General features: G+C 63.3%; 17 protein-coding genes and 1 pseudogene. 13 read left to right on the plus strand and 5 right to left on the minus strand.

What is annotated here, in order from left to right:
* Both VR71_RS07445 and VR71_RS24760 read right to left on the minus strand, forming a co-directional pair.
* A pseudogene (locus VR71_RS07445) lies at positions 1–597 on the minus strand (ISKra4 family transposase); the annotation flags it as partial.
* A 189-nt stretch (positions 598–786) separates the two neighbouring features.
* Positions 787–1,544, minus strand: a protein-coding gene (locus tag VR71_RS24760; RefSeq protein ID WP_095641552.1) for an IS5 family transposase whose coding sequence is annotated in 2 segments (ribosomal slippage) — positions 787–1,220 and positions 1,220–1,544 — 759 coding nt in all. Because the reading frame shifts where the segments join, the coding sequence is not laid out codon by codon here.
* 115 nt (positions 1,545–1,659) lie between these two features.
* Here VR71_RS24760 and VR71_RS24765 point away from each other — a divergent pair.
* The gene (locus VR71_RS24765) at positions 1,660–1,836 is read left to right on the plus strand and encodes a potassium-transporting ATPase subunit F (protein ID WP_243837639.1); all 177 of its coding nucleotides are present in this window, start codon (positions 1,660–1,662) and stop codon (positions 1,834–1,836) included.
* Between the two features lie 180 nt (positions 1,837–2,016).
* Here the strand turns inward: VR71_RS24765 and VR71_RS07465 are convergent, their stop codons facing one another.
* Positions 2,017–2,859 (minus strand): hypothetical protein, encoded by an 843-nt coding sequence (locus tag VR71_RS07465; protein ID WP_045682730.1) that lies wholly within the window; start codon positions 2,857–2,859, stop codon positions 2,017–2,019.
* A 237-nt stretch (positions 2,860–3,096) separates the two neighbouring features.
* Positions 3,097–3,753 (minus strand): hypothetical protein, encoded by a 657-nt coding sequence (locus tag VR71_RS07470; protein ID WP_045682560.1) that lies wholly within the window; start codon positions 3,751–3,753, stop codon positions 3,097–3,099.
* 301 nt (positions 3,754–4,054) lie between these two features.
* On the opposite strand from VR71_RS07470, the gene VR71_RS07480 reads away from it, so the two are divergent.
* On the plus strand, positions 4,055–5,251 hold the full coding sequence (locus VR71_RS07480; RefSeq protein ID WP_045682564.1) for a Fic family protein: 1,197 nt from the start codon (positions 4,055–4,057) through the stop codon (positions 5,249–5,251).
* A 67-nt stretch (positions 5,252–5,318) separates the two neighbouring features.
* Here VR71_RS07480 and VR71_RS07485 read toward each other — a convergent pair whose 3' ends face one another.
* Positions 5,319–5,594, minus strand: coding sequence for a hypothetical protein (locus VR71_RS07485; protein ID WP_045682567.1), 276 nt, complete (start codon positions 5,592–5,594; stop codon positions 5,319–5,321).
* A gap of 195 nt (positions 5,595–5,789) precedes the next feature.
* Between VR71_RS07485 and VR71_RS07490 the strand changes: the two genes are divergently transcribed.
* From VR71_RS07490 to VR71_RS07540, 11 genes are read left to right on the plus strand one after another with little or no spacing between them, the layout of a single operon-like run.
* On the plus strand, positions 5,790–6,149 hold the full coding sequence (locus VR71_RS07490; RefSeq protein ID WP_045682569.1) for a hypothetical protein: 360 nt from the start codon (positions 5,790–5,792) through the stop codon (positions 6,147–6,149).
* Positions 6,097–6,858, plus strand: coding sequence for a lytic transglycosylase domain-containing protein (locus tag VR71_RS07495; protein ID WP_045682732.1), 762 nt, complete (start codon positions 6,097–6,099; stop codon positions 6,856–6,858). The genes VR71_RS07490 and VR71_RS07495 overlap by 53 nt, the downstream gene beginning before the upstream one ends.
* Positions 6,855–7,145, plus strand: a complete 291-nt coding sequence (locus VR71_RS07500; protein ID WP_045682572.1) for a TrbC/VirB2 family protein — start codon at positions 6,855–6,857, stop codon at positions 7,143–7,145. The genes VR71_RS07495 and VR71_RS07500 overlap by 4 nt, the downstream gene beginning before the upstream one ends.
* Before the next feature lie 9 nt (positions 7,146–7,154).
* Positions 7,155–7,433, plus strand: coding sequence for a VirB3 family type IV secretion system protein (locus tag VR71_RS07505; RefSeq protein WP_045682577.1), 279 nt, complete (start codon positions 7,155–7,157; stop codon positions 7,431–7,433).
* Complete coding sequence (locus VR71_RS07510) at positions 7,423–9,819, plus strand: type IV secretion system protein B4 (RefSeq protein WP_045682579.1); 2,397 nt, start codon at positions 7,423–7,425, stop codon at positions 9,817–9,819. Before VR71_RS07505 ends, VR71_RS07510 begins: the two co-directional genes overlap by 11 nt.
* Positions 9,816–10,031, plus strand: coding sequence for a hypothetical protein (locus VR71_RS07515; RefSeq protein WP_045682581.1), 216 nt, complete (start codon positions 9,816–9,818; stop codon positions 10,029–10,031). Before VR71_RS07510 ends, VR71_RS07515 begins: the two co-directional genes overlap by 4 nt.
* A gap of 4 nt (positions 10,032–10,035) precedes the next feature.
* Positions 10,036–11,202: a lytic transglycosylase domain-containing protein gene (locus VR71_RS07520; protein WP_045682583.1), complete on the plus strand. Its 1,167-nt coding sequence runs from the start codon at positions 10,036–10,038 to the stop codon at positions 11,200–11,202.
* On the plus strand, positions 11,199–11,996 hold the full coding sequence (locus VR71_RS07525) for a type IV secretion system protein (RefSeq protein ID WP_045682585.1): 798 nt from the start codon (positions 11,199–11,201) through the stop codon (positions 11,994–11,996). The genes VR71_RS07520 and VR71_RS07525 overlap by 4 nt, the downstream gene beginning before the upstream one ends.
* A gap of 26 nt (positions 11,997–12,022) precedes the next feature.
* The gene (locus VR71_RS07530) at positions 12,023–12,670 is read left to right on the plus strand and encodes a virB8 family protein (RefSeq protein WP_045682734.1); all 648 of its coding nucleotides are present in this window, start codon (positions 12,023–12,025) and stop codon (positions 12,668–12,670) included.
* 23 nt (positions 12,671–12,693) lie between these two features.
* Positions 12,694–13,380 (plus strand): TrbG/VirB9 family P-type conjugative transfer protein, encoded by a 687-nt coding sequence (locus VR71_RS07535; RefSeq protein ID WP_296430086.1) that lies wholly within the window; start codon positions 12,694–12,696, stop codon positions 13,378–13,380.
* Positions 13,377–14,699, plus strand: coding sequence for a TrbI/VirB10 family protein (locus VR71_RS07540; RefSeq protein ID WP_045682588.1), 1,323 nt, complete (start codon positions 13,377–13,379; stop codon positions 14,697–14,699). The genes VR71_RS07535 and VR71_RS07540 overlap by 4 nt, the downstream gene beginning before the upstream one ends.

Raw genomic sequence — 14,699 nt, forward strand, 5'->3', positions numbered from 1 at the left:
GAGACGTTCGGCAAGATCGCCATTGGCAAGGGCCACGCGAACTTGAAGGAGCAGGTTTGCCCCGCGTTCCGACCAACGCATCTGCTGCTTTTTGACCATTCGCCTTGCGACCAAATTGTTGACGCTCGCTTCAGCGGCCGTTGAGGCGATCCGTTTCCTTTCGCGATATCTCGCGCCGTAGTTGGTTATCGAGCCCCGGTTTTGGTCGATGTAGATGCGCAAGTTCAACAGGCCGCCGCGTAGCGAGACGATCGCGGAGCTGCCCTGTTCATCTGCCTTCAGGTCGTGAAACAGTCGACCGACAAGGTCAATTGCCCTGTCTGTTTGACCATTCCAGAGACGCCTTCTCACCGCTGCTATGTCTTCCAGAAGCTCCTTCCGCTCGTTCGGCGGCAGTCGGCGCGCCCAACACTCGGCAGTCTGCTCGATGGGATGCAGCTTCATGGCAATGTGAAACCAGTCGAGGATGTGCTTGGCCGGCTGCGGAAGTGCTAATTTCAAGCGCTTCAAACAGTCCTCACCGTCAGAAATCACGGTGATATCGCCCTTGCCCTCGTATCCGAGACGTTTGAGAGCAAGCAGCCCTTCTGCCCTCATTCTCCGTCGCGATGTACCAGAAAAGGCGAACAGAACACCTCGGTCGGATCCGACCCCGCCACGGCTTGCGTGGCAGATGACTGCTTCGAAACTTCGCGTTTCACGGCCGCGGATCTGCGGGATGTGAGCAGTATCGATGCTAAGGACAAATTCCCGTTCTGGGTCTCTAGGGTCCAGACTCATTGAATTTCACAGCCAGAACAAGACGGTTGCGGCGAGCATGATCGCGGAGAAGAAGGTTTCCGGGCAGCGGTCGTATCGGGTGGCGACGCGCCGCCAATCCTTCAGACGGCCGAACATGATCTCGATGCGGTTGCGCCGTTTGTAGCGCCGCTTGTCGTATTTGACGGCCTTCCTGCGGGACTTTCGACCGGGAATGCAGACCTTTATCCCCTTGTCTTTCAATGCTTCTCTGAACCAATCAGCGTCGTAGCCCCTGTCAGCCAGCAGCCAACCCGCCTTCGGCAGACTGCCCAGAAGAGCCGCGGCGCCTGTGTAGTCGCTGACCTGGCCGGCCGACATGAAGAACCCGATCGGCCGCCCCGTGGCATCGGCAACGGCGTGCAGTTTGGTGTTCATGCCGCCTTTTGTCCGCCCGATCTGGCGTGCGCGCCCCCCCTTTTCACGCACAGGCTCGACGCCGTGCGGTGTGCCTTGAGATAGGTCGCATCGATCATGATCGTCTTGTGCTCGGCGCTCTCAGCGGCCAGGCCGACCATGATCCGGGCGAAGACCCCGTTGTCACTCCAGCGCTTCCAACGGTTGTAGAGGGTCTTGGCGGGCCCGTATTCCTTCGGCGCATCACACCACCGCAACCCATTGCGGTTGATGAAGATTATGCCGCTGAGAACGCGGCGATCATCGACGCGGGGCTTGCCATGACTCTTGGGAAAGAACGGCTTCAGGCGTTCCATCTGGGCATCGCTCAGCCAGTAAAGATTGCTCATCGATCAGGTCTCCTTGCGGAGCCTGAATCATGCCAAACGCCTGAAATCAATGGGTCTGGAGCCTACGCAGTCTTCGCCGGCCTTTTCCTGACACACTTGAAGGAGCTGTCGATGCTTGACTTTCTCTACATTTTCCTCGGCCTCGAAGTTTTTGCAGCCTGCGCCGCCGGCATCCGCGCCTTCGATCGGCTGTGAGGGCGGCGCCATGTTCGATCTGATTCTTGGGCTCGCCGTGGAAGCAGGCCTGTTCGTCTATCTCGGCGCGGCGCTGCTACGGCCCGACCTGTGCTAGGGGTGCCGCATCACGCTTGAACTCATCGCTGTAGTTTCTTGTCCCCATCTCGGCCCCCTTGCCCAAAAGTTAGGGGGCAAAGCGTCTATAAAGAATCCAGGGGCACCTCAGGCTCGCAGCTCTTTGGTCCCAGTCAGGTCGCCACTTCGCCGGCTATCTTGGGCGTTGTCTGCTCTGCCATCATCGCGCGATTTCGCCAGCAATCACGGCTCTCCCATGAACAGCGAGTGTCGCCGTCAACCTTGGACAGCCGAATTGTCGAATGATTTCGAGAACGCGAAGGTCGTAAGCAGCTTGCCCGATGAGCCGGCACAGGTCTGAAGCGTGAAACTGCCGGTTGCCGCTTGGTGCAGCCTTTATCTGATTGTGTAGCTCGCGCGCCCATGGATTGGGCGCTCTCTCCGGCGTGGCCGCTGTCTCCGGTCGGCTTACCGTGCCTGGTGATGTTCGCCATCTGCGCATGAACCCGAGTAGATAGCCAGCCGGAACCTTGTCGTTCCCGCGCGACCGGTTGAAGGCCAGGAAGCGGTCCCAGATCACCTGCGTGTCGACGTTCCAGCACGGCAGGGCCTTCTTCGCCGCCTTGATCAGGTCCGCCCAACAGGTTTGGAAGACGTTCGAGCCAGCGCTAATAGTGATCTGTCCTGAGAATACAGTTTTGTTACCTTTCTCTCTAGATAGTGATGTGTCGCCTGTGCCTGACTCAACATCCTGATCATCCCCCTGTTCATCAAAGGCCGAAAAACGGAAAAGCCAGGGCGCGAACTTGCCGTTTGGCTTCTCTCGCCTCAGCTCCAGTTCGGACGCCTCGAGTTCCGCCAGCAGTTCGGTCAGGTACTGGCGCGAGATGTTCATCTTGGACGCGAGGCCCGCGAGCGTGAAAGCGGCCGTCCCACGCGATAGCCCGTTGAAGCCCTCCTTCCACGCGATGGCGTCGAGGATGACTGTTGCCAGCTTGTGGGCGGATACGGACAGCTCTGTCTGTGTGATCCGTCGAAGGATCAGGCCGGTTGTGGGTTCCATGGTCGGTGTCTCCTCGAGAGACGACCCCATGCCGAGAGCAAAAACATTCTTGCCAGCAAAACAACTTTGCTGGTTGCAGAGGTTCGGACAGTGCGCTAGAAGATCCTTGTTCACGGGTTCTTCTAGCACGGCGTCAGGCTTTTCGGTCTGGCGTCGTTTCCCTTTTCTGGTTTGGTGCACAGTCTCCGGTGCAAGGTGGGTCGGAGGCGGGCCTGTCCGATGGAGGCCCGGCCGGATTCAGTAGCGGACCTCTTCGAAGCCGTAGTTGCCCTCATGATCCCGCCAATCGACGAAGACCGAGCGGTAGTTGACTTGTCCGCATCCGCTTGGGCGGGGAAGGTCAGATGCTGTAGGCACGGCGGCTACGCTCGAACCTCGCCAGTGGTAATCACCTTGTGTGCCGTAGGAACCAAGACGTGTGCCGTCGGATCGGATGCAATCGCCATCTCGATTCTGGCGCTGGCTGAACTGGATGTGAAACACGCGGATGCTCCGAACGAAGTCGAAAGCATCGCCCGAAATGTCGATATCAGCGCGCTCGTCAGACTGGACCTGGACCAAGGGCAAGGGATCTTGCGGCACGCTGATCTGATGCGCATCCCGGAAGGCGATGTCGTACAACCGTTCCATTGGCGACTCCACGGCAGGGGCGCTGAACGACGCCCCCATTGGGCACCGCCAGATCTGCAAGGGCGGTTCAATCGGCCAGGGCGTGATCCTGCGAATGAAGACCGCCCTTGCATGGGCACAAGGCGCCGATGCCGGCCAGCCGCCCGCCAGACAGAGCAAGATGGCGCAGTCGACCTGATAGGCGTGCGCCGGCTCGACCGAGCCGACGAGGCTCGATACTGTGATGGCTACGGCAGTCGCCGCAGTTCGGACCCTGTGCTTCATGACGCCGACTCCCACTATAATGGTTCCCCGATACGAAACAACACTACCGATAGCAAGGATATTTCATCGCGGGAGTTGCGGTGTGACCCCCCAAGTGCTGGTCGCAGATGACGGTCTGACGCGTGACGTGGCTGCAGGGCACCGATTGCGCCATGGGATCCCTAAGCCAAGCGAAAGTGGACAGCAAACCGGCCAAATCACCGGACGTGATCTCCGTAGCCTGTAACTCACTACTATGATAAATATCCATTTTGTGGAGAATGCGTACGGCCAAGAAAGCGGCCAGAGGGAAGGTCATGTGATGGTCCGTGATGACGGCGAGACGATAGGCTTGTTCGAGCCCCTCATGGTCTCGGAGGGCTCTCCTGCCCGCGCGGGGTTAAATGATCTTGTGCTTGAGCTGGCGGAGAAGTCCGCAGCATTCCGCAGCAGCTTGCCCGCCTCGATAGCGGAGGCGCTTGCCGATCTCGTGCGGGCGATGAACTGCTACTACAGCAACCTCATCGAGGGCCATGACACCCATCCCATCGACATCGAACGCGCGATGCGGAACGATTACAGCGCCGATCCGAAAAAACGAAACCTTCAGCTTGAAGCCAAGGCGCATGTCGCCGTTCAGAAATGGATCGACGAAGATGGCATGGTGGAACCACCGACCGCGCCTGCGTCAATCATCGAACTGCATCGCCGGTTTTGTGAACTCTTGCCGCCCGAGCTTCTCTTCGTCGCAAGCCCAAAGACAGGTGAAAAATTCCCGATAGTACCTGGCGAACTGCGCACCCGATACGTTGAAGTCGGGCGCCATGTCGCCATCAGCCCTGGTGCTGTTCCCCGCTTTCTGGAGCGGATGCACAAAGCCTACAGCCTTCCCGGCAGGATCGAGCCGATCCTTGCTGCGGCTTGCGCCCATCACAGGCTTCTCTGGGTGCACCCCTTCCTTGATGGGAATGGTCGCGTTGCCCGCCTGATGTCCTACGCAATGCTGCGAAAAACCCTGGACACGCGGGGACTGTGGTCCGTGGCGCGCGGGCTTGCGCGACAAGAGGCAGCCTACAAGGAACACCTCGCCGCGTGTGACGGCCCCCGCCGTGGCGATCGTGACGGACGGGGCACGCTCAGCGAGGCCGCGCTTGCCTCCTTCGCGCAGTTCTTCCTGCGCACCTGCGTTGACCAGGTAGAGTTCATGGAAAGCCTGATGCGACCGGACCTGCTGCGCGACCGCATCCTGATCTGGGCAGAAGAAGGGATGCGTGCCGGAGCGCTGCCACCAAAAGCCGATACCGTGCTGAAGGCTGTGCTCTATCAGGGGCAAATCGAGCGCGGAGAGGTCGAGACCATCCTTGGCACCAGCGACCGCACTGCGCGACGGGTAACATCCGCGCTTCTGGAGGCGGGTGCTCTGTCGTCGATATCGACCCGTGCGCCGCTGAAGCTGGCTTTCCCTGCAAAGTATGCTGGGCGGTGGATGCCGGGGCTGTTTCCCGACCGCAAGGGCTGAGGTTCGCAGGAGCGCAACAGGCGTAGCGCGGCCCATCTTCGTGGTGGTCCGGTAGAAGGGAAGTCCACTATTCCAAGGCGTCCACGAACCGCCCGTATTCCTCGCTCACCTCCCTGGCCTCAACAAAAGCCCGCGCGCGTTCATCATCGAGGCAGCGGAAGTAATCCTGCACCTCGGTGATGTAGGCTTCGAAATCCCCCCGGATCAGATCCGCGTAGGCGCGCATGTCCTCTCGTGACGTAGGCAGGAACGGCCGCTCGGGCGGAGTGCAGGCATGGGCCGGCCCCACCGCCACACTAAACGTGATCAGCAGCACCAGAGGGATGTTGCACGCACAGGTCATGTGCAGGGCAAAACTCCTTTGCCGCCTTTAAGATCACGATTTTGTCAGCTATCACCGTTATCGGTGCAAGGTGATCTTTGTCAAGTCGTTTTAATTGTCTTGCTATCGTTCATGTTGTATTGTATCGCCCACGGTGTTGCGACCCCGTGGGCCCGAGACTGCACCTCAGGCAGAAGAAGGACCCAAGGGAAGGCCATGATAGAAGAAGCCCCGAATGTGGTTACAGAAGATGGACTGCGCGGCCTCCTTGCCGAAGGCTACCTCATCGAGGTGGTCTGCAAGGAAGGGGCCGAGAAGCGCCACAACAGTTGGTACGGCGCCTGGGTCATCCGGGCCGTTGCCCCGGACGGGCGCGACGACAAGATGCTCGTCACCAGCCGTAGCGTCCTCAAGCTGCGCGATTTCAAGACCATCGTCGGCCTTGTCAGCTTCCTTGCCGACATGGGCTGCACCACCGCCAGCATCCCTCTCGTGGAAGGCGCCCGCGAACGTCACGCAGCACCTGGGCGCACGTCCGAACCGAGGACCGGCCCGGTTTTGGTCAAGGACAACTGACCGCGCGTTTGCGCTCGTCGTTGCATTGGGTACAGGCGTTTGTTCCGCGCCCCCGGCCCTTGCCGACGGTTTCATCTTCCAGGTCAGCCCTGATGGCCGACTGATCGACACCGCCGAGACTGCGAGCACCTTGCGCTCGTTCACTGGCGAAGAAGATGCCCAGATTGGGCTCCTTCCAGATCGTCTCTTTCTCTTTGCAGCACCGCAGTCGCGTGGGGATGATGCTCCCCTGAGCGATGTGACAGCTGCCGCAGCGATCGCCCCGCGCGCCGTCCGCGCCTCACCTGAAATCCTCCACGCTATCGAGACCACGGCGCTGCGCTACGGCAGCCATGGCGCCCTGCGTCAGGCGGGTCTGTCGGTCAGCGATTGGGCGCTGTTCTACCGCGCCAATATCGAGGTCGAGAGCGCCTATAATCCCGGCGCCTTGAGCCCGGTCGGTGCCATCGGGCTTGGCCAGCTGATGCCCGACACTGCGCGCGATCTGGGTGTTGATCCCCATGACATCGTCCAGAACCTCGACGGCTCGGCCCGTTACCTGCTGATGATGCTCGAGCAGTTCGGCGATCCCGCGCTGGCGCTCGCGGCCTACAATGCCGGTCCCCATGCGGTCACCCGCCATGGCGGCATTCCGCCCTTTCGAGAAACCCAGGGCCATGTGGCCCGTGTGACAGCCGTGTTCCAGCGGCTGAGAGGAGACCTTTCGTGACGTCCAAATCTTCCCTTGTCGCGCTTGGCGCGGTGGCCCTGATCGTGCTGGCGGGACCGGCACTGGCCCAAAGCATTGACCTGTCGCCGGTGCAGACCCTGCTGCAAGGCATCGTCGATGCGATCACCGGTCCCTTGGGCATCGTGATCGGCACGCTGGCGCTGATCGGCGTGTTCCTCTCCTGGCTCTTCGGCATCCTCGATTTCCGTCAGGCGCTATGGGTCGTGGTCGCAATCGCGGGCATCGCCGCAGCGCCCACTATCGTCGCCGCCATCTGGACGACTTGAGCAAAACTGATGTCTGACCAGTCCCGCGTGTTCATCGGCCTTCTCAGGCCACCCAAGCTGATGGGCCTGCCGATCATGTACGCCATGGTCTGGCTCTTCGGATCGACGCTCCTGTTCCTCTGGGTGCAGAGCTGGGTGGTGGCCGTCTTTGCGGGGCTGGCCTGGCCGGCGCTCTGGAAGGCCGCAGACTGGGATCCGAACTTTCTCGATGTCCTGGTGATCACCTTGCAGGAAACCCCACCCACGGCGAACCGCAAGCTCCATGGGGGCGACAGCTATGCCCCGTGATGGAATTGCCGATGAGGTTGAGAACGCCCTCGATCCGGTGACCGCGCTGCCTGCATGGGTCAAGGGCGAGAAGCGGCTCTCGTCCATGCTGCCTTACGTCAGCCTTGTCACCGACCGGACGATCCGGACGCGGGGCAACGAGCTGATGCAATGCATCCGGCTCGAAGGGGTGAACAGCACCACGAGCGAGGATGCGCATCTCGACCGGATCGGCGGGCTCCTGGCAGGTATCGTCGCGCAGTTGGGGACCGAGTTCTCCTTCTACCTGCACAAGGTCTCGAAAGCGGTCGATGTGACCCTGCCGCCCATCCCGGGCGAGGGATTCGCTGCGGCTGTCGATCAGCGCTGGCGCGCGCATCTGGGCCGGTCGAGCCTGCGCGACAAGACATTGACCCTGACGGTCCTGAAACGCCCCGAGGCGGGGAGCCGTTTGCCCTTCGGTCTTGGGGCGTCGCGCACCCGACATGCGGCGGATACGACGCGGCGTCTGCGCAAGCTCGACGAGGTCGTGGGATTTCTGCTGTCGTCCTTCGATGAGTTGAAGCCTCGCCTCCTTGCGGCCAGCACCGGCGAGCTTCTGGGCTTCCTCGGCTCGCTCAACACAGGCGAAGAGCATCCACTCTTCCCGCGGTCGCCCCTCGGCGTGATTGCCGAGGATGTCGCCAATACCCGCGTCACTTTCCGCGGCACGACCATCGCACTGTCCGACGGTGCCGTCGGCGACAAGCTCGGCACGATCTTCGCGGTGAAGAACTACCCCGCCAAGACGGACAGCCTGATGCTCGACGAGCTGAACCTGCCCGTCGATATGGTGGTCACCCACTCTTTCGTGCCGATCAACGCCAACATCATGGCAGGACGGATCAAGCGGCAGCTGCGCCTCATGCAGGCCGCCAATGACGGGGCGGTCAGCCTCGCGCAGGAACTGGAACTCGCCCAGGACGATCTGGAATCCAAACGCCTGATCTTCGGCGAGCACCACATGACCGTGGCGGTCTATGCCCGCACCCAGGCTTCCCTCGACGATATCGCGGCCGAAATTCGCAACATCTCTGCCACTTCCGGGATCAACCTGATCTCGGAAGCCTTCGGCGCGCGGGCGCATTTCATGGCGCAGCATCCCGGCAATACCGGGGCGCGCAGTCGCAAGGCCGCAATCACGAACCACAACTTCGCCGATCTCGCCACCTTTCACCGCACACCGCTTGGCAAGACTGGCATGGAAGTGCCCTGGGGTGTGCCGATCACGCTCTTCCCGACGCCTGAGCGCAGTGGCTTTCGCTTCAACTTCCACGAACAAGGCGCGCCGGACCGCGAGCCCACCGGCGGGCACACGCTGATCCTCGGCCGCCCCGGGTCGGGCAAATCCGTGCTGGCGGCTTTTCTGATGACCATGGCACGGCGGGCAGGTGCCCGGCTATTCGTCTTCGACTACCGCGCCGGCATGGAAATGGCCGTCCGCGCGCTTGGCGGCAGCTATTCGACGGTGCGGGCAGGGCGACCCACGGGGCTCAATCCGCTGCAGACCGAGATCGATGCGCGCGGTCAGGCCTGGCTTGCCGACTGGCTCGCAAGCCTCCTCGAGCGCCGGGACCGGCCTCTGACTCCGGTGCAGACCAACCGCCTGCAAGAGGTGGTTCGCCAGAATGCGAGTGCCGGGAACGCGGGCCTGCGGAACTGGTCGGACTTCGCCTCGCTTCTGGTTTCAACCGATGACGAGGGCGATCTCTTCGAGCGGATGCAGGAATGGACGGCCGACGGCCGCTACGGCTGGATCTTTGGGGCGAATGCACACGACACGTTCCAGATCGGGGGCAGCACTGATGCTGACGTCACGGGCTTCGACCTGACCGGCATCCTCGATTCCGAGAGCGAGCGGGAACGCATGGCGGTCCTCTCATACCTCTTCCGCCGGATCGAGCGCGTGATTGAGGACCGCAAGCCCACGATCATCGTCATCGACGAGGCCTGGAAGGCGCTCGACAACGCGTATTTCGCGGAGCGGCTCTCAAATTGGCTGGTGACTGCCCGCAAGCAGAACGCCGTCGTCGTCATGATGACCCAGTATGCCAGCCAGCTCGAGCGCACCCGGACCGGCAAGACCATCGTCGAAGCCGTCCCGACGCAGGTGCTTCTGCCCAATATCCGCGCCTCGGCTGCGGATTACGCGATGCTCGGCCTCAGCGAGAAAGAACTCGACGTGCTTTTGGGCGTCGGCTCCGCCTCGCGGTTGGCCCTCGTCCGCGATGACCGGGGCGCGGTGGTGATCGACGCCGATCTCAGCGCCCTTGGCCCCCTCGTGACCATCCTCGGCGGCATGGAGAAGGGCGAGGCCCTTGTCGGCCTCGACTACCGCGACCGCCCTGACTTCTGGAGAGTGACATGACCCGTATCCTCACCCGCAGCGCCGTTCTGCTTGGCATCGGCCTGACACTGACAGCCTGCGCGCAGCATAATCCCGCAGAGGCCAACTGCTTCAACTTCCGCGATGCGCCCGCGCAGGCGGCAACCGCAACAGCCACGATCTCGACCATGGGGGCGGAGGTTACGCACCGCGACACGGCCTGCGATTTCCTGATGCTAGGGGCGGGCGGCTGAACGCATGCGGACCTGGCTTCCCCTCTCGATGGTCAGCCTTGCACTGGCTGGTCCCGCTGCCGGGCCAGCCAGCGCTCAAGGCGTGCCAACTTTCGACCTGCGCCTCTTCGCAGAGCGGCAGGCAATCCTCGATCAGACCGATCAGGATCTTGCGCTGCAACAGGACCGGCTGACGCGCGAGGAGGAGCTGGCCGAGGTCGAACGCCAGCAACTCGCCTCCCTCGAAGGGCTGATGGATGCCATGTCCCTCGGGTCGGGCGATGTCGCAGGCACAGTGACCGGGCTCGAGGCGGGGCGGGGGGCGGTTGGCGGCGTCGAAAACGCAGCCGCGAGCCTCTATCCGCCCGAGGACAACAACCCGGCCGCGGCCCGGATGTTCGGCGATGCTCGCGAAGGGATCGAGGAGCTGATCATCCGGGCCGCGCGCGACACGCATAGACTACAGGGTGTAAGCCGCGCGGGGCTGTCGCTGGTCCAGTGGCGCTGCCTGCTGCAAGCGCTGATCTGGCAGGAGAGCCGGTTCCAGATCGGGGCGCGTTCCCCTGTGGGGGCCTTCGGGCTCACGCAGATCATGCCCGCCACCGCAAGCGATCTCGGCATCAACCCCGCCTATTACGACGACCCGTACCTGCAGGTCACCGGCGGCGCGCGATACCTCGCGATGATGCTGAACATGTTCGATGGCAACATCATCTATGCGCTTGCCGCTTATAACGCAGGCCCGGGCAACGTGCAGGACTACGGTGGCGTGCCGCCCTTCGCGGAAACCCAGCACTACGTGGTGGTGATACCGCAGCAGTACAACAGCTATCTCGCCGCCGTGGGTGGCATCGATGCGCTCGGCACCATCGACCCTGTCCTTTTGGCGAATGCGAGTTTCAGCCTCTCGGCCCATGGCGCAGGCGTTTATGGCGACTACTCGCTGGTCTCGGTCCGCGCGGCCGCCCTGCGCGTGCAGGATATCATCACCCGCATTGGTGAGACCGAAGACCTTCACGAGGCCATCGCGCTCAACACCTATGCGCGCGCCGAGCTGGCCCGACTGGTCGCAATCCGGACCCGGATCAAGGCCGCCCACACCCAGCCGCTGAGCGAGGAACAACTCGCCATGGCCGCCGCCCAAGCCGCCGAGCGGCAGTTCATGGATTTCACCTTGGAGAGTTTGCGATGATCCTTCGCTTGCGCATTTCCCTCACCACCACCGCCGCGACCGTCGCGCTGGCCACCGTCCTTGCGGGTCCTGTCGCAGCACAGGGCGTGCCCACGGTCGATACCCAGAACATCGCCCAGGAAATCCGCCAGCTTCAGCAGATGCTGCAGGATTTCGGGATCCAGACGGATCTTCTGGACAATGCGCTGGCACAGCTCGACCTTCTGCAGCAGCAGTTCGACCAGCTTGAGGAGATGTATGCCTCGCTGACCGGGCCGCGCAGCATCCTTGGTCTCGCCATGGGCGGCGATCTCGACGGCCTCCTGCAGGCCAATTTCGAAGATCTCCCCGGTCTGATCCGGGGCATCCAGGCGGGCGACTGGTCGAGCCTGATCGGACCCAACGCGGGGCCCCTGCGCACGCAGATGGAACAGGCTCTGGCTAGTGCGGGCTTCGACGAGGACTCGCTGCGAGAGATCGCCACCAGCGGCAATCCAGGTGCCGAAGGTGTCGCCACGCGAGCCACGACCGGTGCCGTGATGTCGGCGGCGGCCCAGAACAGCCATGCCGAGGCGGCCCAATCGCTCGAACGTGTCGAACAGCTCGTCGCGATGATCCCGGAGATGGAAGACCTGAAGGCATCGATGGACCACAACACCCGTGTTACGGCGGAACTGGCCATCGCGATGACGCGGATGTGGGAACTTGAAGCCATCCAGACCCTCGGCGCGGGCAACGCGGGCGTGGTGGATGCGGCCACGGTCGCCGAAGAGCGCCGCTACATGGACTTCACCCTGCCGAGCCTCGCGCCATGACCAAGGCACCGGACATGACCGCAGGCATGAGCGCGCGCGAACTGGTCGAGGAGGAGTTGATCCACGGCGCGCTGCGCAGGGAGCAGCTCTGGCGGATGATCGGCCTTGGCGGGGCAGGCTTCGGCGTTTTCGGCTGCCTTGCGGCCGCTGCTGTCGCCCTGATGGTCGAGACGCCCCCACCGGTCGTCGTACCCTATGATCCCGCCACGGGTCTGGCCCTGCCGAATGCAACGGTTGAGACGGTATCGCTTGCCGAGCGCCCGGCCATCATCGAGGCGCAGATCTATCGCTACATTCTGGATCGCGAGGCGTACAACCAGCTCGACAACGATCTGCGCGTGCGCCGTGTGTTGGCGCAATCCGGCGGTGCTGCCGAGGCCAGCATGCGCGCCATGTGGACCTCGGGGCAGGAGAGCTACCCGCCGACCCGCTACGGCGCAGCCGCAGAGATGGCCGTCGAGATCGCCTCGATCACGCTCATCGGCGACAACCGCGCGCAGGTGCGCCTCAGAAAGCGCCTGACCAGTCCTCAAGGGGCGCAGGACGGATCCTTCACCGCCACACTGATGTTTGCCTTCCAACCCGAACGGACCCGCACGATCGACGACGTCTGGCAAAACCCCTTCGGCTTCACCGTCACCCAATATGCCATCCGATCGGACCGTTCCGAATGACCTCTGTTTTCGTCCGTACCTCCATGCACGCCCTGCTGGTCGCAAGTGCCCTGGCGCTCACTTCACTCGCAGCCCTGGCCGAGACCACGCCGCGCGCTGGCCCCCATGACAACCGCGTCCGGATCGCGAACTGGACCGAGGGGCAGGTCTACCGGATCGTCACCACCCTGACCCGGGTCACCACCGTCGAATTCGGCGAGGGCGAGACCATCCGCTCAATCATCGCGGGCGACACCGTAGGCTTCCAATTCGACGGTGTGCCAGGCGGGCGCGCCTTCGCGATCAAGCCAGCCGCCTCCGGTGTCGCCACCAACATCACGGTCTATACGAACCGCCGCTCCTACTACTTCCACGTCGTCGAGGCACGCGAGACCCCGCATTATGTCGTGCAGTTCCGCTATCCCGAGAGCCGCGTACAGCCGACCCGCGCGGTCGCCGCTGATGCGCCAAACGCGAACTATGCCGTCAGCGCCAGTGAGGAGTTCACACCCACGGCCATCTGGGACGACGGGACCTTCACCTATTTCCGCTTCGCGCAGAACGCGCCGGTCCCGGCGATCTTCCGCTATGCGAACGGCGGCGAGCGGGCGGTGAACAGCACGGCACTCGAGGATGGTGTCATCCGCGTCTCGGGCGTCAATCGCCAATGGGTCCTGCGCCTCGGCGAAGACGAGGTCTGTGTTCAGGATATGGGTGGGCCCACATCATGAGCCAGGACACCGAAGACCTCGCCGCGCGCCTCGCGGCGCTTGAAGCAACGGGCGACAAGAAGCGCGGCGCAGCACGTCCCTCCCCGCTTACCGCCATCCTTGGCGTTGCCGGGATCGTGGCCGTGGGCGGCCTGGCCTGGGCCGCCCTGCAACCGTCGCCGGAAGCCCCATTGCCGACCGCAGCCCCGGAAGAGTTCCAGACCGCAGGATCAGGCTTCGGTGACCTCGCACCCATGCCCGCAGTAGAGTCTGCACCGCCACCGGCCGAGACCGGCCCCTCCGCGTCGGAACTTGCGTTGATGGAAAGCCTCGCGACGCTGCGCGCGGAACTCGAAGACCTGCGCGCGCGGCCGGTCGAGGCATCGGACAGCGGGGCAGAACAAGCCATCGCCGACCTGACAGCGCAAATCGCGGCACTGCAGACCGCGTCGACCGAGGCGCAGCGCGCGCTCGAGCGGCAATTGACCGAGCGCGACCGCGAGCTCGACCAGCTGCGCATGGATCTCGAAGTCGCACGCTTGGCCCCACCTGCGCCCACGGACCTCGGCCCGAACGAGGAGGAGCTGCGGCTTGCCGAACTCGAACGCCGCCGCATCGCGGAAGCCGAAGCGCGCGCCGAACGCATCGCCTCGCCCATGATCGCGTTTTCCGGGATGGGGGCAGGGACCGACCGGGAGAACAGCCTTGAGGCGGCACGCCTGAATGAGGACGAAGCCTTCGTGCGCGCAGGTGCGCGGCCCGCACCCGTGACGCGGGCCGAAGTGATCGTGAACCCCGGCAACACCGTCGTGCAGGGTACGATGATCCAGGCCGTGACCGAGACGGCGCTCGACAGCACACTGCCCGGCGCGATCCGGGCCATCGTCTCCGAGGATGTCCACTCTTTCGACGGAACCCGCGTCCTGATCCCGCGCGGGGCGCGTCTCGTGGGGCGTTACCGCTCCGATGTGGCGCTCGCGCAGTCACGGGTCATGGTGGCCTGGGACCGCATCATCCTGCCCGACAACCAGACCGTGAAAATCAGCGCCTTCGGTGGGGATGAGCTCGGCCGCACCGGCACAACCGGCTTTGTCGACACCCGCTTCGCGCAGCGGTTCGGCTCGGCCGCGCTGATCTCGCTGATCGGAGCCTTGCCCGCAGCGGCCGCTGGACAGATCGAGGATGAGGCAGCAGCCGACATCGCAAGTGACGTGGGCACGGACCTGCGCGACAGCACCCAAAGCGTCATGCAGGACTATCTGGCAATCCGGCCCGTAATTCATGTCGATCAGGGCACGCGGATCACCGTCATGGTCGACCGCGATCTGGAGATTTTCTGA

It is taken from the genome of Roseovarius sp. BRH_c41, from assembly GCF_000961715.1.
Taxonomy (GTDB): domain Bacteria; phylum Pseudomonadota; class Alphaproteobacteria; order Rhodobacterales; family Rhodobacteraceae; genus Roseovarius.